The organism is Brucella sp. TWI559, from assembly GCF_039674265.1.
Lineage (GTDB): Bacteria > Pseudomonadota > Alphaproteobacteria > Rhizobiales > Rhizobiaceae > Brucella > Brucella chromiisoli.
On sequence record NZ_JBDJNE010000004.1, the window covers coordinates 83,029 to 107,111 of the forward strand.

The following is a 24,083-nucleotide window of genomic DNA, read 5'->3' on the forward strand; positions in this document are numbered from 1 at the left end:
CGGGAGGCCTTGTGAAAACTCGGCATCCCTATGACATGGCTTGACGCCGCTGTCACGCGGCGCTGCGCAGCTTGCAGCTATTCTTTGCTTACGGAATATGATGCAGCCATTTTTCAGTCGCGAATTTTTCTTCCACGAGCTGCTCTGCTGCGGCAAATTCCTCCGGCGTAATCGTGCCGCTTACACCGCCATTAAGCGAGATGAATGTCTCCGTCATACGATCAATGACCTCGCGGCGCGGCAAGCCGGTCTGACTGCGGACAGGATCGACGCGCTTGACGGCGCTGGCCGTGCCCTTGTCAGAGAGTTTTTCACGGCCGATCCGCAGGACCTTCACCATCTTTTCTGCATCCATATCATAAGCCATCGTGACATGATGCAGAACGGTTCCACCGGAATAACGCTTTTGAGCGGCTCCTCCGATCTTGCCTTTCGAACTCGCAATATCGTTGAGCGGCTTATAAAAAGCGTCAATTCCAAGCGAGTTGAGGGATTTCAGCACCCATTCATCAAGAAATGCATAGGAATCGGCAAAACTCATATCGCGGACCAAATCCCCAGGCGCATAAAGTGAATAGGTGATCGTATTGCCAGGTTCGACAAACATAGCACCGCCGCCGGTTACGCGACGCACCGTTTCCACGCCCATTTCTTCGGCCGAATCCATGTCCACTTCATTACGCAGTGACTGAAATGCACCAATGATGATTGAAGGACGCTCCCACTCCCAAAAGCGCAATGTGGGTGCACGGCGCCCGGCAGCAACTTCGCGCGCCAGAACCTCATCAAGCGCCAGATGCATTGTCGGGCTGAGTGGCGGAATATCAATGATCTGCCATTCGTAATCGCGCCATGTCCTTGCAACGCCGAGAGCGCGACGAACCGCAATGGCCACCGCCTCCGGGCTGAAACCAATCATGAAGGCATCGGGACGAAGCCCTTTGCGCACGGCATCCGCGATTTCTTCAGCGCACGCCGTTGCAGGCAGGCCATTCAATGCATTGCGAATATCATCAAGGGCTTCGCCGGGTTCGAGGAAAAAATCACCGGCAACCTGTACGTTGCAGAGTTTATTGTCCTGAACCTCCAGATCGATAACGACCAGCTTTCCACCGTGGACCTTATATTCACCATGCATTTCAAACGACCTTACTGACGAGAAACCTTCAGGTGCACTGTTGCGGATTCAAGACAGAAAGGAAACTGCGGCAACGGGATTTTACAATCATTTCTCTCAAATAAAACGACGCGTGCATCAAATTCAGATAGATAGAGACGTGAATTATCGTTCACTCTATATTCAATATGCGGGTTCTATATTTTTCAGCAGATCAATACTCAAACAATGGTGTTCGCATGGCAGCTCTTCTGTCTAACAAGCTCAGCCTGATTGCAGGCATATCAGCCTTCATCGCATCCATGTATGTGCTCGCGCCTGCCTCCGCAGAAGCAGCGCGTCTACAAAAATGTGCATCGGAAAACGGCATTTGCCAATTGCCTTACCCGACCGAGGTTATTTACGGCGCTGATGGGCAGGGTACATCGCGCTTTATCGACCGCCCGGAAGTTCGCTGTTCGAACCGCGTTTTTGGAGATCCTGCGCCCAAGAGAAGAAAAAGTTGCTCATATGTCGTGCGTGAGCGTTACGAGGATCGTCGTGATGATCGACGAAACGACTGGCGTGGTGGTAGACGAGACGACCGGGGCCGTAGTCAATGGCAGCAATGCGCCAAAGAAAATGGCTTTTGCGATTTTTATGGCCGCAAGCTCGTTCGTTATGGTGCGAAAGGGCGTTTCGTAGAACGCGTTTTCCGTGACGGCGTACCATGTAACAATCAGACTTTCGGTGATCCGGCGCGGGGTCAGGGAAAAGCCTGCTATATTCAAAATTGAAGTTAAAAAGGCGGACTTGGGGCGCTGATCTGATCCAATCAGATCGAAATGCGCTCTAAGTCCGCCTTTTTCAAATGCCATCAGTCAATAAATAAGATAGCGACTTAAAGAGAAGCTAATCGCGATTCAGCCGTTTTATCAAAAGCCTTCTGCAAACCGGAATCACGGCCATAAACATCGTTGTAGAAACGAACTGTGCCTGATGCATCAGGCCATGCGGTGAAATAGGCAATATAAACCGGAACAGGATCAGCGACTTTGATGCCGCGCTCATCCTTGCCGAAATATTTGCTCAGGTCTGCAACAGGCTTACCAAGAACCGCCGCCGCCATATCACGCGGACGCTCTAGACGAATACAGCCATGGCTTAAGGCACGCATGTCGCGGCTGAAATAAGATTTTGCCGGTGTGTCATGCATATAAATGTCATGGGCATTTGGGAACAAAATCTTGAGTTCACCCAAAGCGTTATCAAGGCTTGGCTTCTGTCGGATGCCAACATGGGCTTTGCCTGCGGCAACGGCATTCCAATTAACCGCACTTGCCGAAACCTTCTTGCCGCCAACATAAACTTCATAGCCATTGCGGTCGAGATAGCTGTTATCGCGCATCACTTTGGGCAACATTTCATTCAGGATGATTGAGCGCGGCACACCCCACGATGGGTTGAACACAACGGTCTGCACCTTGTTGTAGAAAAAATAGGTCTGATGCGTTGGTGAACCGATCACGACATTCATGGCCAGCTTTTCTTTGCCGTTTTCGAAATATTCAGCGCGATAGGATGGCTGATTGACCATCACATAGCGCGATCCGAAATCATGTGGCAGCCAGCGCAGACGTTCCATCGAATAGAGAATACGATCACGCTTGATCGAATCCTGCTCACCCTGAAGCGCTGCGATCGTATTTTTGCCGATGATGCCATCAGGCGTGCTGCCCGAAAGCCTTTGATAATCCTTGATGGCCGTGGTCAGCTCCGGGTCGTAAATGGTTGTATCGGCATGGGCCTGCAACACATCGCGATGCTGTTCGATATAGCTCGACGGTGCATGATGCGTAATAAGCGCCACAACCTTGGCCAGCTGATCGCTGGTATCTCCCGGACGAATGGCTTTATCGAGTGAAATGCGAATTGGTTTGCCTGCTGGCGCCTCTGTGTTCGCCAGTTCGCGCTTCAGGGCCGAATAGGCCTCATTGTTTGGCTGAAAGCTTTTCAGATAGGCGACCGGATCAGTTTCCGTCGCCAGACGAGCAAGGACCGCCTTTGGATCGACGCGCTTACGCGGCAGGTCGTGAAAGCCACTCAAGCGGTCAGCAACAATACGCCCCTCGCCTGCGTCGATTGCATAACGCAGCGCGCGCGCTGACATGCGGATTTCAAAATCCGTGAGTTTTTGTTGGCGTTCTGCAAGCTGCGATTCATCAAAATGATCGCCGGGAATTGAAACTTCATATTCCTCGGGGTTGAACCCATCTTCATCCGACTGCGCAAAGAACGCGGCGACGCTGCGTGCCTTATCAAGAGCCTTATTATCAGCTGACCAGAGGAATTTGCGGTTTTCAGAATAGAAGCTGACGATGGCGTCCGCGATCTGCTTTTCTGCTTTCACATTAACAGTCTTGAGATAATCCGCCGCCGCATCAAAAGCTAATTCAGCCGGTGTTTCCGTCACCTTCTTTGTTGGGCCAATCGGCGACATGCCTGATGTCAGAGGATCTGTTTGCGCAGCAGCGACAGCTGCGGTCACCTGCATATCGAGCGCGCTGAAATCGATATTAATCAAGGCGTCCGGCTTGTAATCGTATATCTGCGGTCCCTTAACCGTCACACGCTGTGCGGGCGGTATGGCGGCTCTGGGCATGGAAACCGGCTTTGCAATCTTGGGTGCCGGTGCGGCCTGCACTGGCGGTTGAACCGGTTGGGCTTGCTGCTGACGGCGCTGCTGGAACAGCTCAAGCAGCGAATTTGCTGCCTGCGCCTGCGCTGTCGAGAAAAGTGTCGATGCGGCCAGTGCGAAAGCCATCGCTTTGCGGACATAAGGACCGCGTTTGCGATTATCTTCAACGTTCCGATTCAAATTTCTGGAGAACTGCATTCCAACCGCCAATTCAGTACAACCGCTATAGCGGCCTGCGTCAATCTTCGCCCATAGAATTGATGAATCTCGTATAGAATCTTTTAACGTTAACGCAATCTCCTCATTTTTTTTCGGGCAGTTCTATCAATTTTTCTTGAGAAGCGTTTTTGCAGACACATAACAAACGATTAATTCCGGATCTGCACAAAGTGCCGCAGTGGAATCCATCCAGCATCACGCTAAAAGCCCGGCGAGAATATGTAACTGGCAAGCACGCGAGGTACCACAATGGCAGAAGCAGGCGCCGCTGATCTTTTTCCACTTGGCGAAGACAACACTCCTTATCGCAAACTGACATCTGATCATGTTTCGGTCGATATGTTTAAGGGACAGGAAGTTCTGAGCGTTGATGCTGAAGGCCTGCGCATTCTGTCGGAAGCTGCCTTTGCGGATATCAATCACCTGCTGCGCCCCGGCCATTTGCAGCAACTTGCCAATATCATGAAAGACCCGGAAGCCACCGATAATGACCGCTTCGTGGCTTATGACCTGCTGAAAAATGCCAATATTGCGGCCGGCGGTGTGTTGCCCATGTGCCAGGACACCGGCACAGCAATCATCATGGGTAAAAAAGGCCGTCGTGTCTGGACAGAAGGCGGTGATGCTGATGCGCTCGCTGCCGGCGTTCTGGATGCCTATAACAAGAAGAACCTGCGTTATTCGCAGCTCGCCCCGTTATCGATGTTCGAAGAAAAGAACACCAGGAACAATCTGCCTGCGCAGATCGACATTTATGAAGAGGGCGAAGACGCCTATAAATTCCTGTTTGTTGCCAAGGGCGGTGGCTCTGCCAACAAGACGTTCTTGTATCAGGGCACACCATCGTTGCTGACGCATGACCGCCTGATTGATTTCCTTAAGGATAAGATCTTAAGCCTCGGCACTGCGGCCTGCCCACCGTATCATCTGGCAATCGTTATCGGCGGAACCTCCGCTGAAATGAACCTCAAGACGGTGAAGCTCGCATCCACGCGCTATCTCGACAGTCTCCCAACCAAGGGTTCGGAAGACGGTCATGCTTTCCGCGATCTGGAGATGGAAGCTGAAATCCATAAGCTGACACAGTCGCTTGGCGTCGGTGCACAGTTTGGCGGCAAGTATTTCTGCCACGATGTGCGCGTTATCCGCCTGCCCCGCCATGGCGCATCGCTGCCAATTGGTCTGGGTGTCTCCTGCTCTGCCGACCGGCAGGCCAAAGGCAAAATCACGAAAGACGGTATCTTCCTTGAGAAACTCGAAACCAATCCCGCGCAGTATATGCCAGAGATTGACGAGGAAAAGCTCTCATCGCATGTGGTCAAAATTGACCTCAACCAGCCCATGGAGCAGATACTTAAGGAACTGTCGAAACACCCTGTAAAGACACAGCTTTCTTTGACTGGCTCAATCATCGTCGCACGCGATCTGGCGCATGCGAAAATCCGCGAACGGCTGGAAAACGGCGAACCTATGCCGGATTATTTCAAGAACCACCCGATTTATTATGCAGGCCCAGCCAAGACGCCAACCGGTTATGCATCCGGCTCCTTTGGGCCGACGACGGCTGGCCGCATGGATTCTTATGTCGATCAGTTCCAGTCATTTGGCGGTTCGATGGTGATGCTCGCCAAGGGCAATCGCTCGCGTCAGGTCCGTGAAGCGTGTGGCAGACATGGCGGCTTCTATCTGGGTTCGATTGGTGGCCCTGCTGCCCGCCTTGCTCAGGACTGCATCAAGAAGGTTGAGGTGGTCGAGTATCCAGAGCTCGGCATGGAAGCCATATGGCGCATTGAAGTGGTCGATTTTCCAGCCTTTATCGTCATCGACGACAAAGGCAATGACTTTTTCAAAGAGCTCAATCTCGGTTAAAAATGGGGCGTTTATCGCCCCTTTTTTTATTTCGGGTCACGTTTCAGCCCCTTTTCCACAAGCTCGTCCAGATAGGTTTGCCAGAGAGTATCCTTCTGAGTGCCCAGCTTGTGCAGATAAGTCCACGAGAACAGTCCGGTATCGTGCATGTCATCAAAAGTAATACGGACGGCATAGTTGCCGACCGGGTCCATACGCATGATTTCCACATTGCGCTTGCCGCCCACCGTGACCCGTTGTTCTGGTGAATGGCCCTGCACTTCTGCCGAAGGAGAGAGCACACGCAAGAATTCTGCTGTCAGCTCAAAACGCTCACCGTTTTCGAAAGCCACCGTCAAAAGCTTGCGATCCTTCGACACCCGCAACTCGGTCGGCCAGACATCACTCATAATTGTTCTCCGTCATTCCCGCTGCGTTTGATTCTGCAATATACAGGATGACAGTCACATAAACTGGACAAACTCCTCAAGGGAACTTATCTCTTGAAGAGGGTGACTTTGCAGCGTTTTGAAACAATGGCTTATTCTATGAATCAATCTCAGACATTGCCTGCTGTTTCTTCGACCGGAGATATGATTGATCCGTTTGGACGCGCTGTCACCTATTTGCGCGTTTCAGTGACAGATCGCTGTGATTTCCGCTGCACCTATTGCATGGCAGAGCATATGACGTTTCTGCCGAAAAAAGACCTGCTGACGCTCGAAGAACTGGATCGGATTTGCAGCGCCTTTATCGATAAGGGTGTGCGCAAGTTGCGCCTGACAGGCGGTGAGCCGCTTGTTCGCAAAAACATCATGCATCTGATCCGCGGGCTGTCGCGTCACCTCAAAACCGGCGCGTTGGAAGAGCTGACGCTCACAACCAACGGGTCGCAACTTGTCCGTTATGCTGATGAACTCGCTGAGTGTGGTGTAAAGCGTATCAATGTCTCGATGGACACGCTTGATCCTGATAAATTCCGTACTATTACCCGCTGGGGTGATCTTAATCGCGTCATTGAAGGTATTGACGCTGCGCAGAAGGCCGGTCTTCGCATTAAAATCAACGCTGTTGCGCTGAAAAACTTCAATGAGTTTGAAATTCCAGAGCTGATCCGCTGGGCGCATGGTCGTGACATGGACATGACGCTGATCGAAACCATGCCGATGGGTGAAATAGAGATTGATCGCACGGATCAATATCTGCCGCTTTCGCAGCTTCGTGTCGATCTTGGCAAGCAGTTCACACTAACCGACAATTCCTATCATACCGGTGGCCCTGCCCGCTATGTCACCATAAAAGAAACGGGTGGCCGGCTCGGTTTTATCACACCCCTTACGCATAATTTCTGCGAAAGCTGCAACCGTGTGCGCCTGACATGCACAGGCATGCTTTATATGTGTCTTGGTCAGAACGATGATGCGGATCTGCGCACCGCAGTGCGTGCAAGCGAAAGTGACAGCGTTCTCAATGATGCGATTGACGAGGCCATTTCACGCAAGCCCAAGGGCCATGATTTCATCATTGATCGCGACCATAATCGTCCGGCCGTTGCACGCCACATGAGCCTGACTGGCGGATAAATAATTTAAATCAATTCGCAACACATATGCATTGGACGTTATCTAAATCATAAGGTAGCGATAGAAAGTCCCAAAATCGGATTTTATATTGTGCCGCAAACTGCAAATTTTCGTGCAAGCATTTTCATGCTCCTCGCCATGGGGACATTCACCATCGGCGATTCAATTACCAAATATTTGCTGATCCATATGAACAGTGGTCAGTACATGTTCATTCGAGGAATATTTGCAACAACGGCAATCGCGCTGCTCGCATGGCGCAACGGAGCGCTTCGCAACATGTCGATGGATAAGATGACGTTGCTGCGTGTTCTGGGCGAAGTGCTGGCGACAGTCACATATATCTATTCGCTCGGGCATCTTTCACAGGCTTTCTGTTCAGCCGTATTTCAGGCAACGCCCTTGGTTGTGACCGTTGGCGCCGTGCTTTTTCTGAATGAAAAAGTCGGCTGGCGGCGCTGGATGTGTATCTCATTCGGGTTGATCGGGGTTCTGATTATCATTCGTCCTGGCGCTGACACCTCAACAACGCTTGCCGCCGTGGGGATTTTGCTTTCCAGCGTCTGCTTTGCAGCGATGCGCGATATTGCGACACGCCGCGTCCCGGCACATGTGCCGACACTTTATCTCTCAACGCTCACTGCTGGTGCCATTGCACTCACAGGTGGAGCACTCATAGTGCCTATGGGCGGCTGGCAACCCATCGGCCTTGAGCCAATTCTTTTCATGGCTGTGGCGGCAGCACTTTTGCTGGTTGGCTATCACTTTATCATATTGGCGATGCGTGAAGGTGAAATTTCATTTGTTTCGCCATTCCGCTATTCGAGCCTGCTTTGGGCGATCCTGCTAAGCACTGTGATCTTCAATGAAGCGCCAGACACTTATACAATCCTTGGATCAATTCTTGTCGTCAGCAGCGGTATTTATATGGTGTACCGCGAAAATGTTCTCAAAAAGCGGGAACACTATAAAAGCACACTGGCTGCTGCGCCCACGGGAGTAGAACCCACGTGACAGGAAAGACGCACCGTATCGCAGGTGCCATTATTGCCGGAGGCCAGTCCAGCCGCATGCAGGCGGGCGGTGTGCCGGGTGATAAATTTTTGCAAAAGCTCGGCACAAAGACAGTTCTTGAACATGTTGCAAAGCGCCTTTCACCGCAGGTCGATCAGCTTTTTCTAAACGCCAATGGCGATCATGGCCGTCTTCCAAAACTAGGGATACCTGTGACAGCGGACTCCATTTCCGCGCATGGTGGGCCACTTGTGGGGCTCAAGACAGCATTGGAATATGCCGCCGGTTTCCCGTTGCTCCTGAGTGTTGCAGCCGACTGCCCCTTTCTGCCGCTTGACCTTGTATCGCGGCTTTACGAGCAGCAAGCAAAAACCGGTGCCAGCATTGTGCTTGCGTGTTCCAATGGCCGTGTTCATCCGACTTGCGGGCTTTGGAAAACAGAGCTGCTGCAACCGCTTATTGACTGGCTGGCACGCACCGAAACGGCCAGTGTGCTTGCTTTCGCGCAAAATGTCGGTTTTGAAGAGGTGGTGTTTGCGCTCGTGGCACTTACATCCAATGGCGCAGTTTATGACCCCTTCTTCAACATCAACAGACCTGAAGATCTTGAGGTAGCAAAGCTGCTGATTGAGGCCATCCAATGACCCATAAACTGTTCGGAATCACCGGTTGGAAAAATGCTGGCAAAACCACACTGACGGAAAGCCTCGTTCAGGCGCTGACCAAACGTGGCTATCGCATCTCGACGGTAAAACACGCTCATCATAATTTTGATATTGATCATATCGGGACAGATTCCTGGCGGCACCGCAATGCTGGCGCTGCGGAAGTCGCAATCGTTTCATCTGCACGCTATGCGATCATGCATGAAAATCTTGGCGAAGAAGAGCCGTCATTACCAGTCATTGTCAGCAAGCTGGCCCCCTGCGATCTGGTTCTGATTGAAGGCTACAAAAACGAACCTCATAAGAAGATCGAACTTAGGCGTATTGGCAGCCACGAAGGGCCACCGCTTTGCGATAGCGATTCCAGCATTGTTGCCATTGCCAGCGATCATATGCAAAGCCATGAAAGATTACCGGTGTTTCATCTTGATCAAATCGAAGAAATTGCAGACTTCATTCAACAATTGATGGAGCTTTGAGGTTTTCACTAACAATTGATTATATCGACACGGAAAACACTGAAAAACATCTTTCGATCATGCCTTTTCTTTGGAAAATCCCTTTTTACGCTAAAAATTAAATTACTCAAACCGTCTTGCCATTCGATGAAAAATGGTGGGATTATGGGGTTATGGGCGGATGGATGGGCATAAGTGCGAATAATTATTGCGCGTTATCAGCTCTAGCATCTAATTATAGAAATCAGGGATCACATTGTCAGACCTGCGACCGAACAATCCTCGTCGATAATGCTCCTTAAATACGGCTGAACCAGAAAAATAATCAGGGAGCCAGCCGAAACAAAACGAGAGGACTAAGAATGCGCGTTATTAAGCGTATCGCTGCGGCGACATCAATAGCAGCACTTGCAATTACTCTTGGCAGCATGAGCGCGGGCATTGCCAATGCTCAGGAGCCTCTGAAGCTTAAGATTGGTACAGAAGGCGCTTACCCTCCCTTCAACTTCATTCAGCCAGATGGCACGCTTTCCGGTTTCGACGTAGATATTGCCAGGGCACTTTGCGATGAAATGAAGGCCCAATGTGAATTCGTAACCCAGGATTGGGATGGCGCCATCCCTGCCCTTCAGTCGGGCAAGTTCGATGCCTTTATTGCCTCGATGTCCATCACGGATGAACGCAAGAAGCAGGTCGATTTCTCCAACAAGTACTACAACACCCCTCCCGGCATTGCGGCTCCGAAAGACACCGACATCAAAGGCGTGACCAAGGAAGACCTCGCTGGCAAGACCATTGGCGTGCAGGGATCAACCACGCATGCCAATTACTCGGAAAAAACCTTTACCGACAGCACGATCAAAGCCTATCCAACGGCCGAAGAATATCGTCTGGATCTTGCAAACGGTCGACTTGATGCCGTCAACGACGACAGCGTGACGCTTTCCGAGTGGCTCAAGACCCCAGATGGTGCATGCTGCAAGATGGTCGGCACGTTCCCGCCGGTGATCGAGATTCACGGTCCGGGTGCAGGCGTTGCATTCAAAAAAGGCCGCCCGGAACTCATCGAAAAATTCAATGAAGCCATCAAGGCAATCCGCGCCAACGGCAAGTACAAAGAAATCAATGACAAGTACTTCGATTTCGACGCCTACGGTGCAGAAAATTAAAATTTCTTAATATCAGACGCCGGTTTACGCCCACGTAAACCGGCGTAACTATTTGGGCTATAATGAGAAACTTTCAAAAGTTGTCAAATCGCATTTTCGCAATCGATTTGAAGCCCTCAGAAAGAGATTAGGCGCATGGAACATTACGCCACATTGTTAAGCTTTGGCCCTGGGGGATGGGGTAAAAGTATCGCTTGGGGATTTGTCGTCACAATCAGTCTGGCCCTTGCAACCTTGCCCGTCGGTCTTGTTCTGGGTTTTATTGTGGCTTTAGGAAAGCAGTCGAGTGAACGCTCGATGCGACTGGCCAGCAATATCTACACCACTATTTTTCGTGGCCTGCCGGAGCTTCTGACGCTTTTTCTCGTCTATTTCGGTGCGTCGCTTCTGCTCCAGCAATTGCTCACCTTTTTCAATATCAATGCGAATATTGAGATCAACGCTTTTGTAGCGGGCATGATTGCGCTTGGCTTTGTGTTTTCATCCTATTCGAGTGAAGTGTTTCTGTCGGCTTTCCGCGCCATTCCACGCGGACAATATGAAGGTGGTTATGCCGTCGGTCTTTCCTATTGGCAGACCATGCGCAAAGTCATTTTTCCGCAATTGATCCGCATTGCCCTTCCCGGCCTCGCCAATCTCTGGCTGGTTCTGCTTAAAGACACATCTTTGGTGTCCGTCATCACATTGTCGGATATTTTACGTCAGACATCGATTGCCGCACGCGTCACCAAAGAGCCCTTCCTGTTTTTTGGCGTGGCTTGTCTGCTTTATCTTGGACTTGCGATTATCTCGTCCTATTTCATAAACCGCATCGCTCGCTGGGCCGATGCCAGTAACAATGCATCGCGGGGAGCATGATTATGAGTGAAGTCATCTCTGCAGGCACTGCAAAAGTTCTGGCCCCGCCCCCCGTTGCAAAAGTTTGGACACGCACACGAATTGCCGGACATATCATCGTTGCCTTCTGGGCTTTGATGTTCCTCGGTCTTGCAATTTATCTCTATAACAGCTGGCGCATTGATCTTTTTGAGACCTATGGACCGCGCTATTGGTCGGGGCTTCTCGTTACCCTGCAACTGGTTGCTATTTCCATCGTGATTGGAGCGATTTTGTCGCTACCGATTACGGCTGCGCGTATGTCCAAAAACCGTTGGCTGCGCAGCCTTGCGTTTGGCTACGTCTATTTCTTTCGCGGTACACCGCTTCTGGCTCAAACCTTCCTGATCTACTACGGCTTTGGCACATTCCGCCCTTTTCTTGAAAGCGTCGGTCTTTGGGTGTTCTTCCGTGATGCGTGGAATTGCGCGATCCTCGCCTTCTCGCTGAACACGGCCGCCTATCAGGCAGAAATCCTGCGCGGGGCCATTCAAAGCGTTGGACTCGGCCAATGGGAAGGCGCTGCAGCGCTCGGCATTTCCAAACGCGTGACTTTTGTTAAAGTGATCCTGCCACAGGCTCTGATCGTTGCTCTGCGCCCTTATGGCAACGAAATCATTCTGATGATCAAGGGATCGGCTATTGTCGCGATCATCACTGTGCTCGATCTTATGGGAGAGACGCGCCGCGCTTATTCGCGCACATTCGACTTTCAGACCTATATCTGGGCGGCAGTCATCTATTTGATTATCGTTGAATGTCTCCGGCACGTCTGGGACTTCCTAGAAAGGCGCCTGACACGGCATTTGATCCGCTGAGATTACGAATAAAGAAAATTTATCGCCCCCGTTCGCCTTGCAGCTACCGGGGGCGATCTGCTTTAAATACATACCTCTCTTAAGCGCAACGCACGTCTTTCAATCGCAAATCGACAGGCTTAATCATGCTGAAAATCTGGGGTCGAACCAATTCCACCAATGTCAAAAAGGTGCTTTGGATAGCTGAAGAACTCGGGCTCGACTATGAGCAGATCAATTTAGGCGGGCAGTTTGGTGGCCTGCAGGAGGCGAGTTTCCTCGCTCGTAACCCAAATGCTCTCATTCCGCTTCTCGAAGATGGAGACACAACACTCTGGGAATCCAATGTGATCGTTCGCTATCTTGCAGCAACGCATGCAAAGAGCGGCCTTTGGATTGAAGCCCCTGCCGAACGTGCGCAGGCGGAAAAGTGGATGGATTGGGCATCCTCCACGCTTTATGCGGATTTTCGCAATGTGATGGCAAATTTGATCCGGCTTCCCGAAGACAAGCGCGACAAGGCCGTTGCGCAGCACGGAATTGAGGGCCTGACGCGATCGCTCAAGATTGCAGATCATGCTCTTTCCCAGCAGAAATGGTTATCGGGGGAAAATTTCGGCATTGGTGACATACCACTTGGTTGCTATGTCTATGCATGGTTCGCGTTTCCGATCACACGTCCGTCAATGCCTCATCTTGAAGACTGGTATCAGCGCCTTTCGCAGCGCGCGGCCTATCGGAAAGCCGTGATGACGCCCCTAACCTAACCGCGGCACTTGCACAGCGACATATATTTATCCCTGCTTTTAAGCATTCTTATATTCCCTCTCGGAGGTAACAGACAATGACTGCAATTAAAGTAGCCTTCCTCGGCCTCGGCGTCATGGGGTATCCAATGGCAGGCCACCTTAAAAACAAAGGTGGCTATGACGTTACGGTCTATAACCGGACAGATGCGAAAGCGATCAAATGGGCAGAACAGTTTAACGGCAAGCATGCAGCCTCTCCGGCGGAAGCAGCGAAAGATGCCGATTTCATTTTCTGCTGTGTCGGCAATGATGATGATCTGCGCGAAGTGACGGTGGGGGCAAATGGCGCCTTCTCCGCCATGAAAAAAGAAGCGATCTTCATCGACAATACAACGGCTTCCGCAGAGGTTGCGCGCGAGCTCGACGCAGAAGCGCAATCGCGCGGCTTTCATTTCATAGACGCCCCGGTTTCCGGCGGTCAGGCAGGTGCTGAAAACGGCGTTCTCACTGTAATGGTCGGCGCAGAGGAACCAATTTTCGACCGTGCCAAGCCAATCATCGAAGCCTATGCGCGCTCCGTTGGGTTGATGGGACCTGTCGGCTCTGGTCAGTTGGCGAAGATGGTCAATCAGATTTGCATCGCCGGTCTCATGCAAGGGCTGGCCGAGGGCATTCACTTCGGTAAGAAGGCCGGCCTCGACATAGAAAAGCTGATTGCGGTCATTTCCAAAGGGGCAGCTGGTTCGTGGCAGATGGAAAATCGCCATCGCACCATGAATGAAGGCAAATATGACTTTGGCTTTGCGGTCGACTGGATGCGCAAGGATTTGGGAATTTGCCTTGACGAAGCGGACCGAAACGGTGCGCTTTTGCCCGTCACAGCGCTTGTTGATCAGTTCTATAAGGAAGTCCAGAAAAACGGTGGCGGACGCTGGGATACATCGTCACTGCTTGCACGCCTTGAGTAATAAAACGCTGCTCTGAACAAAAAAGCCCGGCTTCGAGCCGGGCTTTTTTGTCGACATTAAACGATCAGAACTTGACCTTGGCCGTCAGCGACAAAGCGCCCACGAAATCGTTTCCAAAATCGCCCTTAGAACCAGTCGGATTGAACTTACCATTGATATAAGTGTCGTCCATTTCACCGGACGTCAGCCAGCCAGCGGCACCAGCAAGACGAACTTCGAAATTATCCGTTGCCTTGTAGTTTGTTCCGAGACCAAACAGCCAAACGTCTGTCTGCGATGTAAGCCCGGTTGTCGTCCCGCGATCCCACGTAACCGTTGCAGCCGCAGACCACTGTTCATTGAACTTATGACCGACACCACCACTGACAGTCCAGCCATCCTGATAGTAGAGGTTCAGGTTGGTGATATTTGTTCCCTTAGGAATAACAACACCCGGTGCCAGCTGAAGGTTTGAAGAAGAATTGAATGCAACCTTCTCGACGCTTGACCAATCAGTCCATTTGACCGAACCGAAAGCAAGCCAATCCGGGGCAATACCGGTCTGGAACTTGAATTCCACTGACTGTGGCGTTGAGACATCGCCAGCAACGCTAATCGGAAGCCCACGCCCGGTAATCGGGCTTAGAGCCAGATTATCAATGGTGCCTTCAAGAGTGTATTTCACTTCCGACTGGTAGACAACGCTTGCGCGGATTGCATATTCAGGGAGTTCATAGGCAGCGCCAATACGCCAGCCGAATGACTTATCTTCCACATCAAGCGAAGCCACACGGAACGAGCCACCAAAAGCCGATCCCGGTGGGATCATGCGCGTCTGCTCGCCACTAAGCTCCTGATAACTAACGCCACCGAGAAGGCGGAAAAAACCTTTTTCACCTGCGGAGAACCTGTACGAGCAGTTCAGACCATAATCATGTGAAGAAATTTTTTGCTCAATGGCCGTAAACATACGCACTGTGTCAGTGCCAACGTCGGTATGAATACCCCAAGGCTGGCGGTACTGTGCAGCACAAGCGAGGTCGTTTGTCAGATCAACCTTAGCTGAAAATTTGGGAACCCAATAACTCTTGGCTTCATCAACTTCAGTACCATAAGGCTGTCTGGTGATTGGGTTAATGCCCCCAGTTGCTGCCCCCACGGCCGAACCACGAATATTCTTGAGCTTACGTTGCGGGGCAACAAACGTTCCTGTCGTATCAACGACCGTGCCCTGCTCAAACAGGATATCAAAATCCTGCGAACTGCGCTCCAGGCCGCTTGCATGTGCAACAACCGCACTCCCAAGCAGCGCAGTTGCAATACCCGCTATTTTCAGGCTGTTGGCCTTCATGAAATGTCCTCCCAAACAAAATAACGTGAACCCGAAACTTTTACTTTGACGCAAACGTAAATCAGGAATGATTCAAGCTGCAAGATGCATAAATGGAACAGGTTCGGCCTATCGGAGCCTAGGTTTATCGAAAACCCCAAAATAATGGGAGCGAGCAGGAATTCTGCTAAGTTTCCTGGAGATAAACGTTCGAGAATTGCCAATTTCGGCCACTTTTAAGCCCTTTTTCCGCCTTGTTGCTAAAGCGCAACATCAGTAAAAAACAATCGAAACCGTGGTTCGATGAGGGCACAGGCTCCTTGAAAGGGGCCATTTACCAACATGTTTAACGAAAACACCCGGCAACACAGAGCTGCCGGGTGCTTGATTCGATTTAGGCTTCAGCTGGAAGCCTGAATCAGCCTGCTTCGCGGATACGTGCTTGAGCCGTCGCAACGCGTGCGGCAGCATCCTTTAGTTCGGTCAAGCGTTCACGTTCGGCCCGAACGACCTCTTCCTTGGCATTGGCCACAAACTTCTCATTCGAGAGCTTCTTCTCGATTTTTTCCATTTCGGCGGCAATTTTACCCGCTTCCTTGGCCATACGCGCTGCTTCAGCCGTAAGATCAATCAGGCTGCCAAGCGGCAGGCAGATCGTCGCTTCACCATGTACCAACTGGGCAGAACCTTTTGGCGCTTCCTGTGCAAATGATACGCTTTCAACGCGTGCCAGACGCTTGATTGCCGCATCGTGACGCGCAAACCGATCAACAGTGGCGGCATTGGCCTCGAGGACCACAATCGGAGCGACCGCGCGCGCAGGAACATTCATCTCTGCACGAACAGAGCGAATCCCCATAACAAGATCAACCAGCCAGTTGATATCGTTAGCGGAGTCTCCATCCTCGAACGTCAATTCCGGCCATTTCGCCAAAGCAAGAACTGTATCACGCTTTTCGCCCTCGCTTGCGGTCAGCGTCCAGAGCTCTTCGGTCATGAACGGCATAAATGGGTGTAAAATCTTGTAGATTTCATCCAGACAGTAAGCAGCCGTTGCCTGCGCTTCCGCCTTGGCCAGCTCATCTTCACCCATGAAAATCGGCTTGAGCAACTCAAGATACCAGTCGCAAAACTGGTTCCAGACGAAACGATAAGCAGCGCCTGCCGCTTCATTGAAACGATAAGTTGCAATACCATCCGTAACAGCAGCAGCTGCTTTGGTCAGTTCAGTCAAAATCCAGCGATTGACGGCAAGCTTTGCATCAGCCGGCTTGAAATTCGGGTCAAGCTTTACGCCGTTCATCTGTGCAAAACGCGTTGCATTCCAGAGCTTGGTACCAAAATTGCGATAGCCTGCTATCCGATCTGGATCGAGCTTCACGTCACGGCCTTGCGCCGCCATGATGGCAAGGGTGAAGCGCAACGCATCCGCGCCGTACTCGTCCATGAGTTCCAGCGGATCAATGACATTGCCCTTGGACTTGGACATTTTGGCGCCGTGCTTGTCGCGCACGAGTGCATGAAGATAGACCGTATGGAACGGAACCTCCTCAATGAAATGCAAGCCCATCATCATCATGCGGGCGACCCAGAAGAACAGAATATCGAAACCCGTTACCACAACACTTGTTGGATAATAAGTTGCGAGCTCAGGCGTTTTGTCGGGCCAGCCAAGTGTGGAGAATGGCCAGAGACCCGACGAGAACCAGGTATCCAGAACATCGGTATCGCGTTCAAGTTCAACCTCTTCGCCATAATGCGCGCGCGCAGCGGCTTTGGCTTCCTCTTCGCTCTTTTCAACGAAGTATTTGCCGTCTGGGCCGTACCATGCCGGAATCTGATGTCCCCACCAGAGCTGACGTGAAACGCACCATGGCTGAATGTTTTCCATCCAGTCGAAGTAGGTCTTTTCCCAATTTTTGGGTACAATCTGCGTGCGGCCATCACGAACGGCAGCCATGGCAGGCTTTGCCAGCTCTGCGGCATTCACATACCACTGATCTGTCAGATAAGGCTCGATCGGCACGCCACCACGATCACCATGCGGAACGGCGTGAGTGTGATCTTCAATCTTTTCCAGATAGCCCTGTTCATCAAGCATTTCGACAAGGCGCTTGCGCGCAGCAAAGCGATCGAGACCTTCAAACACGCTTATCAGCGCGTTAAGTTCGGACGTCAGTTCCAGACCTTCCAGAAAGTCAACATTGTCCTTCAGCGTGATGGCAGCCGATGGTGTCAGGATGTTGATCGCGCGCAGATCATTGCGCTTGCCGACTTCAAAATCGTTGAAGTCATGTGCCGGTGTGATCTTGACGGCACCGGAACCTGCTTCAGGATCAGCATAATCATCCGCAACAACGGGAATGAGACGGCCAACAAGCGGCAGAACAATGTTGTTGCCGACAGAGGCGTGATAACGCTCGTCCTTCGGGTTTACAGCAACCCCTGTATCGCCCAGCATAGTTTCAGGACGGGTCGTTGCAACCACGATAAAGGTGTGCGGGTTTTCGGGATCAAACGGAATGTTTTCCAGCGGATAACGCAGATGCCAAAGATGACCCTTGGTCTCACGGGATTCGACTTCAATATCGGAAATCGCGGTCAGAAGCTTTGGATCCCAATTCACGAGCCGCTTGTCACGATAAATCAGTCCCTGCTTATGAAGCGAAACAAAGACTTCGATGACAGCGCGCGACAGACCTTCGTCCATCGTGAAACGCTCACGCGACCAATCGCAGGATGCGCCAAGACGACGAAGCTGATTAGAAATCATTCCGCCCGATTCAGACTTCCACTGCCAGATACGTTCAATGAACTTTTCGCGGCCCATGGCATGACGGTTCGGCTCCTGCCGTTCTGCAAGCTGACGCTCAACCACCATTTGCGTGGCGATACCCGCATGGTCGAGGCCCGGCTGCCAGAGAACATTCTTGCCGCGCATACGCTCAAAGCGAACCATGATGTCCTGAACGGTGTTGTTCAGCGCATGGCCCATATGCAGCGAGCCCGTCACATTGGGTGGCGGAATGACGACTGCAAAAGGATCAGCGCCCGGCTTTGAACCTGCACCCGCCTTGAAAGCGCCGGCTTCTTCCCAGCGTTCAGCGATTTTCGGCTCTACAGCCGCAGCGTCATAAGTCTTCTCAAGCATAGAAATATCCGGTCTGAATTCGGAATGAATTGATTGACGGCTCAATAGCAACTAACAGCCAACAAATCACCCTAAAAGTGAAAACCCGCCTGCAAGACAGACGGGTCAAATAGTCCGCTCTGGTGCAGTTTTGTTAGCGTTCGCCACGCACCACGCGTTCGATTTCTTCGCGAACGAGCCGTTCGACGAGCGTCGGCAAATTCTTATCGAGCCAGTCTTGTAGCATCGGACGCAGAATATCAGCCGCAATATCATCGAACGAACGCCGCGGTTCTGAATGAACAGCGTGGTTTAAATCCTGAAATGCGGCAGCGACCTTTCGCTCCGTACCTTCCGATAAAATATGTGCGGCACTCTGCGGCTTCAAATCGGCAGGCGGGACTTCAACCTGCGGCTTGCGCTCTTCAACTGGCTCCGAAACCTTCAGTTCGTTCGCAATCTGCGTTTCAAGTGGAGGCATATCATCGATCCTGGCGGCAGGTTTTAAAACGTCGCTACGCTTGTCATCATTCTGTGCATCCAGAACGAAATCTTCGTCGTCGTCCGCCTCCGGTGCTTCCACTGCTCTGATTTCTTTCAGTGCCGGTTCTTGAATGGAACCACGCAGTACGGTCTCTTCAGAAAGGATGCCCGGTTCGGGCAGAGTTTCCTGAACGGAAACAGGCTTGCGAAATTTTGCAACCTCGCTACGCGCCGAAAACGAAGGCGGGGCAACAATCGGGTGGCGGGAAACATCACTGTCTTCAATGATCCGGCGAATGGAAGCGAGAATTTCTTCCATTGACGGTTCACGCGCCGCGCTTGATGTTTGTGCCATAGCTGTCCGTCTTTCCTTATTGTCAATTGCCTGCAGAGGCAAAGAATCAATGGATTAAGGGTACAGAACCTTCGATGATTTGAGAATCCCTGCACAGCCATGTGCAATCCGAACCCACAGCTTTATCAATTTATTAAGAATTATGCTTTGTTTCGAGAATCAAAAACGGCGCCCTTGGCGCCGTTCGGTAAACTTTATTGCAGCAATTGCTTAACGACCATCCGGCGTACGCAGGCCGAACCATTTGTCTTTGACTGCATTGTAATGCTCTTCCGGCTTATACTGAGCAACCTGCAACTGCATATCCTGCGCTGTCATACGACCACTGGCAGCCAGAAGTGCATAACTCGCGACAATCGAGTCATGTTCTGCTTGCACAAGCGCGATCTGAACATCAACAAGAGCATTCTGCGCATTCAAAACATCAAGTGTGGTCCGCTGACCGACCTTGCGCTCTTCGATAACACCATCAAGTGCAAGCTGAGCAGCGGCAATACCGTCGCGATTAGCCTTCACAGAAGCACGCGCTGCCTCCAGCTGCGACCAAGCAGAGCTGATTGCCTGACGAACCTGATCCTGAATAACATCAACCTCAATGCGAGCCTGCCCCAACTGTTCCTTCGCCTGACGGACCTGTGCCGATGTGCGTCCGCCGGTATAAATCGGAATGCTCACACCGAGACCGACCGATGCCGAGTTGCCATCGCCTGCATTGGTACCGGCATAAGTGTCGAGGTGGCTTGCGCTCGCGGTCAAGCCAACAGTCGGAAGCAATGCGCCTTCCTTGGCCTTGACGTTATAGCCCTGTGCGTTAACTGCATACTGAGTTGCAAGAATGCCGGGATGAATATTCTTTGCATTCGCAAAAGCCATTTCTGGAGAACGCGGCAGGTTTTTAGCTGCTGGTGCCAGTGAAAGGCGATCAGGCTGTGCACCGACAATCTGAACATATGTCGCTTCTGCAGACTTAACGTCAGCGCGGGCTGCATTCAATTGTGCGATAGCAGTCGAACGCTGCGCTTCCGACTGAGCAACGTCAGTGCGTGTACCTTCACCAACATCAAGACGCGCGCGCGAAGCACGAACCTGCTCGTTCATAGCTGCAAGATTTTTTTCACGCAGCACTGCAATCTGACGAAGCTGGTACACATTCATATAAGCCTGAACAGCCGATAGAAGTGTGTTCTGTTCAGTGTTACGCAGGTTTTCGCGCTGCGCAAAGACAGTGGTTTCTGCGGCTGCGACGTTATTCTTCGTCTGAAAGCCGTCGAACAGCATCTGATTGAGCTCAATGCCGTATGTGCCGGTTGTGCGATAGCCTGAAACGGGCGACTTGCTGCGGCCAACATTATAAGACCCGGTCACCTGCGGGCGATAATTGGATTTCGCAATCGCTACGTTTTCATCCTGAATACGAACGCCAGCACGCGACGAGTTGAGTGTCGCGTTGTTCTTATAGGCTTTCACGAGAGCGCCAGTCAGCGTCTCTGACAGAGCGGCCTGTCCCGATAATACGGTGCCCGACAGAAGGATTGCTGCTGCCATAAGTCCTTTGCACGCTTTGAACACCGTATACCTCATATAAGAACAAACGAATCCACAATCGAACCGATTGGTTCGGGAAGACTTAATAACGTGTAAATTCGGTTATTTCCATCTTTCCCACCAGTGCTTTCACAAACAATTTTCACATCGTTGCAGAATTGCCCCACGCGCTGGATCAAAACTCGAACTGCTCAACGCGTTCAAAACCAGGAAGCGGACGAACTGCCGTATTGAAAACGGTGCGCCCCGAAGCAATCCCGTTTTCTTTTACGTAAAGTCGCGCAATTCCGGCATTTCCACGCCCTTCGACAACGACCAGACGGCCACCTTCTTTAAGCTGATTGAAAAGTACTTCAGGTACAAAATCAACTGCACCCTCGATGAAAATCACATCGTAGGGCGCTTCCGATGCATAACCTTTATTCAGATCACCTGAAACGATCACAACATTGTCATGGCCAAGTTCCTGCAAACGAGCCGCTGCAACAGCGGACAAAGCGGAATCACTTTCAAGGCCAATAACCGAACCTGCGAGCTCAGAAAGAATAGCCGAAGAGTATCCAGTGGCGCAGCCGACATCCAAAACGACATCGTCCTTGCTCACTTTTGCGAGCTGTACCAGCTTCGCGAAAGGCGACGGCTCCATGAGATAGCGCGGCGCAGCGCCCTCGCCTTCAAGCAACTGGTCTTCGTCGATATAGGCAAGGACCTGACGGTTTGCAGGAACAAAGACTTCACGGGGAACGGTCAGAAAAGCATCAATAACCCGAAGGTCCGTGACATCCGTTGTGCGGATCTGATTATCAACCATCTTCGTGCGAAGATCCTGGAAATCGGCTACCATAGCCATGCCTTACATCCTTCTTTATCGCGGTCATGCGATGATTGTATGTTCCGATCCCCTTTTACGACCAGCCCCTGTTGGCACGGCAAAGCCGTCCCATCGAAATTCGCTGTCGCTACGGGTACCATAAACGAGATTTGTCGTTGATGTGGCAAAAAACGGCCCTACAGTCAATCAAACACAAGAAACGCACGACCGACTGCAACACTTGGTCGCCAATCCCGCATGGTCTTAGAGCGCCGTACACCCTTTTGGGTGCAGAGCGCTCTCATAAAATGCCGGGCGTGTTAAAGGTCCGGCAATTGTGCTTTGTATGTTTGTGTTACGAGACACGTACAATCAAATTTATGTCAAATCATTACGCGATGGTTGCTGGATAACCGGCAGCCTTAAGCGCATCCAGCACTTGCTGTTCGGATGCAACGCTGTCCAAGGTGATCTCCTTTTTATCGAGATCAACCGTCACTTTGGCTGCTTGATCAACTTCATGCAAAGCGCTTGTAACACTTTTCGCGCAGCCGCCACATTTCATCGTTGGGATTGAAAACGTCACCATTCAAATTACTCCTTGTCTGAACTTTTTCCATGATGCAGCTTTCCATCGTGGCAAGGTCAAGCCAATAATTTGACTATGGTGCTTCGCAGCTCTCCGGTACGCTTTTTTCAATTTCTATCGGCGATTTGGTCAAAGAACCCGTCATAATCTGCATTGGCTTATATGGAGGCACTGCCTGAATGCCGGGATTGGTCAGGTTGATCGTGTAGCAGCCAGTGAATACCTGCTTCTTGCCATCCTCGCTCTCCGACTCTATCGCGACCGGCATACTCCAGTAGATCTGTCCTGCGCCCGGATCTGGCTCAACCTTCCGAACGGCAACCTTTACGCTCTTCGTACCCTTATAACCTTTGACGAACTTCGCGAAGTCAGGCTCACGCCCCTCTTCCGAATAATACCCGTATGCGCGGGCATATTCCTGACGGTTAATGGCGTTATAATAGGATTCAATGAGTGCCTGTGGTGTTGAGCGATCATCACGATAATCAGGAAGAATCGCACCATCAGCTACGTCTTGTGTCTGCTCTGAGGGTTTGGTTTCCTCGACAGGGTTGACCTGCTCCTGTGCGGAAGTGGCCTTTTTCGGCGCATCCTGCGCTTGAGTGCCAGATATAAAAAAAATCGTGCTGAAAACGCCGGCAACTCCGGCAAGTATCAAAGGCTGCATGCGCTTAATCGACATTCGCTTTTCCTCTTCCAGCAATTCTTTTGTTACAGCACACCAACTTGTGTAGGCCGGTTATCGCGGCTCTCTGATTTGGCGTCTTGCAGTAATGATGTTACAACACTAACTATAGTAAAAACGTGGCAACCTAACACAAAAGCGCTTTGCCTCGGGCAGATTGAATGATTCTTCAATCGTAAACCAGCACAACACCGGAAGAGATGAAAATGGGCCGTTTCTCAGTCTTGACGCTTACCGATGCAGCCGCAGCGCGCGTTCGTGAAATCATGGCCTCCCGTGAAGGCTCACTGGGCATTCGCGTGGGCGTGAAAAAAGGTGGCTGTGCCGGTATGGAATATACAATCGATCTCGTCACAGAGCCAAAAGCCGGTGATGATTGTGTCGAAAAGGATGATGCGAAGGTCTATATCGCGCCCGAAGCTGTGCTGTTCCTGCTGGGCACCCAAATGGACTTTGAAGTGACAACTTTGCGAACAGGATTTGTTTTCAACAATCCAAATCAGACGTCGGCTTGTGGCTGTGGTGAATCTGTTGAGATTCAGCCTGCATCAGCCGAAAGGCTGCACCAAATTCAGGACGCTGTTTAAAGCTGGATGGATGACCAATCTCTTCGGGAGTTTTTTGAAGGCTTAGGTGCGATCAGCATTCGCCGTATGTTTGGCGGCAAAGGCATTTATCACCAGGGTCTGATCGTAGCGCTCGTTGTTAACGACGAGCTGCTTTTGAAGGTGGACGCACAAACAGCGCCAGCTTTCATAGAGGCTGGATCAAGACAATGGTCATATGATAACCGAAAGAGCGGTAAGCCGGTCGCAATGCCCTATTGGAGCGTACCCGATGACGCCTTTGATGACCCGGAAATCATGGCCGACTGGGTAAAACTGGCATTTGCAGCCAGTCTTCGCTCCCGTACGAAAAACTAAAGCATTTTCTGTTTGAATTGAAACAGTGGAAATAATCTAACTATCTGGTTTTCGTCATTATTCCGCGCAAAACACTTCGCACGTTTGTGGGAAACACACTAAAAAAGCCGACC

At 51.3% G+C, this 24,083-nt stretch carries 23 protein-coding genes; 13 read left to right on the plus strand and 10 right to left on the minus strand.

Annotated features, from left to right (window positions below):
- Nucleotides 1-88 precede the first annotated feature (88 nt).
- On the minus strand, nucleotides 89-1,138 hold the full coding sequence (gene lplAB / locus ABE530_RS07525; RefSeq protein ID WP_499694138.1) for a lipoate-protein ligase LplAB: 1,050 nt from the start codon (nucleotides 1,136-1,138) through the stop codon (nucleotides 89-91).
- A gap of 218 nt (nucleotides 1,139-1,356) precedes the next feature.
- Between lplAB and ABE530_RS07530 the strand changes: the two genes are divergently transcribed.
- Entirely contained in the window at nucleotides 1,357-1,893 is a 537-nt protein-coding gene (locus ABE530_RS07530; protein WP_265983786.1) for a hypothetical protein, read from the plus strand.
- A gap of 104 nt (nucleotides 1,894-1,997) precedes the next feature.
- Here the strand turns inward: ABE530_RS07530 and ABE530_RS07535 are convergent, their stop codons facing one another.
- Complete coding sequence (locus ABE530_RS07535) at nucleotides 1,998-3,992, minus strand: L,D-transpeptidase family protein (RefSeq protein ID WP_499694139.1); 1,995 nt, start codon at nucleotides 3,990-3,992, stop codon at nucleotides 1,998-2,000.
- A 270-nt stretch (nucleotides 3,993-4,262) separates the two neighbouring features.
- On the opposite strand from ABE530_RS07535, the gene ABE530_RS07540 reads away from it, so the two are divergent.
- Complete coding sequence (locus ABE530_RS07540) at nucleotides 4,263-5,882, plus strand: fumarate hydratase (protein ID WP_265983785.1); 1,620 nt, start codon at nucleotides 4,263-4,265, stop codon at nucleotides 5,880-5,882.
- A gap of 26 nt (nucleotides 5,883-5,908) precedes the next feature.
- Here ABE530_RS07540 and ABE530_RS07545 read toward each other — a convergent pair whose 3' ends face one another.
- Entirely contained in the window at nucleotides 5,909-6,271 is a 363-nt protein-coding gene (locus tag ABE530_RS07545; protein WP_265983783.1) for a gamma-butyrobetaine hydroxylase family protein, read from the minus strand.
- Between the two features lie 138 nt (nucleotides 6,272-6,409).
- On the opposite strand from ABE530_RS07545, the gene moaA reads away from it, so the two are divergent.
- The 9 genes from moaA (at nucleotide 6,410) to ABE530_RS07590 (ending at nucleotide 14,140) form a co-directional block, all read left to right on the plus strand.
- Nucleotides 6,410-7,444: a GTP 3',8-cyclase MoaA gene (gene moaA / locus ABE530_RS07550; protein ID WP_323054533.1), complete on the plus strand. Its 1,035-nt coding sequence runs from the start codon at nucleotides 6,410-6,412 to the stop codon at nucleotides 7,442-7,444.
- Nucleotides 7,445-7,570: 126 nt separating this feature from the next.
- On the plus strand, nucleotides 7,571-8,458 hold the full coding sequence (locus ABE530_RS07555; protein ID WP_499694237.1) for a DMT family transporter: 888 nt from the start codon (nucleotides 7,571-7,573) through the stop codon (nucleotides 8,456-8,458).
- On the plus strand, nucleotides 8,455-9,102 hold the full coding sequence (gene mobA, locus ABE530_RS07560) for a molybdenum cofactor guanylyltransferase MobA (protein WP_499694140.1): 648 nt from the start codon (nucleotides 8,455-8,457) through the stop codon (nucleotides 9,100-9,102). The genes ABE530_RS07555 and mobA overlap by 4 nt, the downstream gene beginning before the upstream one ends.
- A complete protein-coding gene (mobB, locus tag ABE530_RS07565; RefSeq protein ID WP_499694141.1) occupies nucleotides 9,099-9,602 on the plus strand; it encodes a molybdopterin-guanine dinucleotide biosynthesis protein B in 504 nt (167 codons plus the stop codon). The genes mobA and mobB overlap by 4 nt, the downstream gene beginning before the upstream one ends.
- A gap of 341 nt (nucleotides 9,603-9,943) precedes the next feature.
- Nucleotides 9,944-10,750: an ABC transporter substrate-binding protein gene (locus ABE530_RS07570; RefSeq protein ID WP_265983780.1), complete on the plus strand. Its 807-nt coding sequence runs from the start codon at nucleotides 9,944-9,946 to the stop codon at nucleotides 10,748-10,750.
- A 135-nt stretch (nucleotides 10,751-10,885) separates the two neighbouring features.
- Nucleotides 10,886-11,608, plus strand: a complete 723-nt coding sequence (locus tag ABE530_RS07575; RefSeq protein ID WP_265983778.1) for an ABC transporter permease — start codon at nucleotides 10,886-10,888, stop codon at nucleotides 11,606-11,608.
- A 2-nt stretch (nucleotides 11,609-11,610) separates the two neighbouring features.
- Entirely contained in the window at nucleotides 11,611-12,444 is an 834-nt protein-coding gene (locus ABE530_RS07580) for an ABC transporter permease (RefSeq protein ID WP_499694142.1), read from the plus strand.
- A gap of 125 nt (nucleotides 12,445-12,569) precedes the next feature.
- Nucleotides 12,570-13,190 carry a glutathione S-transferase family protein gene (locus tag ABE530_RS07585; RefSeq protein ID WP_499694143.1) on the plus strand — a complete coding sequence of 207 codons (621 nt, stop codon included), beginning with the start codon at nucleotides 12,570-12,572 and terminating at the stop codon, nucleotides 13,188-13,190.
- A 77-nt stretch (nucleotides 13,191-13,267) separates the two neighbouring features.
- Nucleotides 13,268-14,140 (plus strand): NAD(P)-dependent oxidoreductase, encoded by an 873-nt coding sequence (locus ABE530_RS07590; protein WP_499694144.1) that lies wholly within the window; start codon nucleotides 13,268-13,270, stop codon nucleotides 14,138-14,140.
- A 64-nt stretch (nucleotides 14,141-14,204) separates the two neighbouring features.
- On the opposite strand, the gene ABE530_RS07595 is transcribed toward ABE530_RS07590, so the two are convergent.
- From ABE530_RS07595 to ABE530_RS07625, 7 genes are all read right to left on the minus strand, one after another.
- Nucleotides 14,205-15,470, minus strand: a complete 1,266-nt coding sequence (locus tag ABE530_RS07595) for an OmpP1/FadL family transporter (RefSeq protein ID WP_499694145.1) — start codon at nucleotides 15,468-15,470, stop codon at nucleotides 14,205-14,207.
- A 397-nt stretch (nucleotides 15,471-15,867) separates the two neighbouring features.
- Complete coding sequence (locus ABE530_RS07600) at nucleotides 15,868-18,600, minus strand: valine--tRNA ligase (RefSeq protein ID WP_499694146.1); 2,733 nt, start codon at nucleotides 18,598-18,600, stop codon at nucleotides 15,868-15,870.
- A gap of 133 nt (nucleotides 18,601-18,733) precedes the next feature.
- On the minus strand, nucleotides 18,734-19,417 hold the full coding sequence (locus tag ABE530_RS07605; RefSeq protein ID WP_499694147.1) for a PopZ family protein: 684 nt from the start codon (nucleotides 19,415-19,417) through the stop codon (nucleotides 18,734-18,736).
- Between the two features lie 210 nt (nucleotides 19,418-19,627).
- Entirely contained in the window at nucleotides 19,628-20,998 is a 1,371-nt protein-coding gene (locus tag ABE530_RS07610; RefSeq protein WP_265983771.1) for a TolC family outer membrane protein, read from the minus strand.
- A 139-nt stretch (nucleotides 20,999-21,137) separates the two neighbouring features.
- Entirely contained in the window at nucleotides 21,138-21,806 is a 669-nt protein-coding gene (locus ABE530_RS07615) for a protein-L-isoaspartate O-methyltransferase family protein (RefSeq protein ID WP_265983886.1), read from the minus strand.
- 358 nt (nucleotides 21,807-22,164) lie between these two features.
- A complete protein-coding gene (locus ABE530_RS07620) occupies nucleotides 22,165-22,362 on the minus strand; it encodes a heavy-metal-associated domain-containing protein (protein ID WP_265983770.1) in 198 nt (65 codons plus the stop codon).
- Between the two features lie 73 nt (nucleotides 22,363-22,435).
- Entirely contained in the window at nucleotides 22,436-23,044 is a 609-nt protein-coding gene (locus tag ABE530_RS07625; protein ID WP_499694148.1) for a Cif family virulence factor, read from the minus strand.
- A 209-nt stretch (nucleotides 23,045-23,253) separates the two neighbouring features.
- Between ABE530_RS07625 and sufA the strand changes: the two genes are divergently transcribed.
- On the plus strand, nucleotides 23,254-23,634 hold the full coding sequence (gene sufA / locus ABE530_RS07630) for a Fe-S cluster assembly scaffold SufA (protein ID WP_499694149.1): 381 nt from the start codon (nucleotides 23,254-23,256) through the stop codon (nucleotides 23,632-23,634).
- Between the two features lie 6 nt (nucleotides 23,635-23,640).
- A complete protein-coding gene (locus tag ABE530_RS07635; RefSeq protein ID WP_499694150.1) occupies nucleotides 23,641-23,970 on the plus strand; it encodes a TfoX/Sxy family protein in 330 nt (109 codons plus the stop codon).
- Nucleotides 23,971-24,083: the final 113 nt, after the last annotated feature.

Coding starts and splice junctions, on each gene's coding strand:
- ABE530_RS07590 (WP_499694144.1), top strand. CDS start 13,268: ATGACTGCAATTAAAGTAGCCTTCCTCGGCCTCGGCGTCATGGGGTAT.
- ABE530_RS07555 (WP_499694237.1), top strand. CDS start 7,571: ATGCTCCTCGCCATGGGGACATTCACCATCGGCGATTCAATTACCAAA.
- ABE530_RS07610 (WP_265983771.1), bottom strand. CDS start 20,998: ATGAGGTATACGGTGTTCAAAGCGTGCAAAGGACTTATGGCAGCAGCA.
- ABE530_RS07570 (WP_265983780.1), top strand. CDS start 9,944: ATGCGCGTTATTAAGCGTATCGCTGCGGCGACATCAATAGCAGCACTT.
- ABE530_RS07605 (WP_499694147.1), bottom strand. CDS start 19,417: ATGGCACAAACATCAAGCGCGGCGCGTGAACCGTCAATGGAAGAAATT.
- ABE530_RS07615 (WP_265983886.1), bottom strand. CDS start 21,806: ATGGTAGCCGATTTCCAGGATCTTCGCACGAAGATGGTTGATAATCAG.
- ABE530_RS07620 (WP_265983770.1), bottom strand. CDS start 22,362: ATGGTGACGTTTTCAATCCCAACGATGAAATGTGGCGGCTGCGCGAAA.
- ABE530_RS07580 (WP_499694142.1), top strand. CDS start 11,611: ATGAGTGAAGTCATCTCTGCAGGCACTGCAAAAGTTCTGGCCCCGCCC.
- ABE530_RS07545 (WP_265983783.1), bottom strand. CDS start 6,271: ATGAGTGATGTCTGGCCGACCGAGTTGCGGGTGTCGAAGGATCGCAAG.
- ABE530_RS07600 (WP_499694146.1), bottom strand. CDS start 18,600: ATGCTTGAGAAGACTTATGACGCTGCGGCTGTAGAGCCGAAAATCGCT.
- moaA (WP_323054533.1), top strand. CDS start 6,410: ATGAATCAATCTCAGACATTGCCTGCTGTTTCTTCGACCGGAGATATG.
- mobB (WP_499694141.1), top strand. CDS start 9,099: ATGACCCATAAACTGTTCGGAATCACCGGTTGGAAAAATGCTGGCAAA.
- lplAB (WP_499694138.1), bottom strand. CDS start 1,138: ATGCATGGTGAATATAAGGTCCACGGTGGAAAGCTGGTCGTTATCGAT.
- sufA (WP_499694149.1), top strand. CDS start 23,254: ATGGGCCGTTTCTCAGTCTTGACGCTTACCGATGCAGCCGCAGCGCGC.
- ABE530_RS07530 (WP_265983786.1), top strand. CDS start 1,357: ATGGCAGCTCTTCTGTCTAACAAGCTCAGCCTGATTGCAGGCATATCA.
- ABE530_RS07585 (WP_499694143.1), top strand. CDS start 12,570: ATGCTGAAAATCTGGGGTCGAACCAATTCCACCAATGTCAAAAAGGTG.
- ABE530_RS07535 (WP_499694139.1), bottom strand. CDS start 3,992: ATGCAGTTCTCCAGAAATTTGAATCGGAACGTTGAAGATAATCGCAAA.
- ABE530_RS07540 (WP_265983785.1), top strand. CDS start 4,263: ATGGCAGAAGCAGGCGCCGCTGATCTTTTTCCACTTGGCGAAGACAAC.
- ABE530_RS07595 (WP_499694145.1), bottom strand. CDS start 15,470: ATGAAGGCCAACAGCCTGAAAATAGCGGGTATTGCAACTGCGCTGCTT.
- ABE530_RS07575 (WP_265983778.1), top strand. CDS start 10,886: ATGGAACATTACGCCACATTGTTAAGCTTTGGCCCTGGGGGATGGGGT.
- ABE530_RS07625 (WP_499694148.1), bottom strand. CDS start 23,044: ATGTCGATTAAGCGCATGCAGCCTTTGATACTTGCCGGAGTTGCCGGC.
- ABE530_RS07635 (WP_499694150.1), top strand. CDS start 23,641: ATGGATGACCAATCTCTTCGGGAGTTTTTTGAAGGCTTAGGTGCGATC.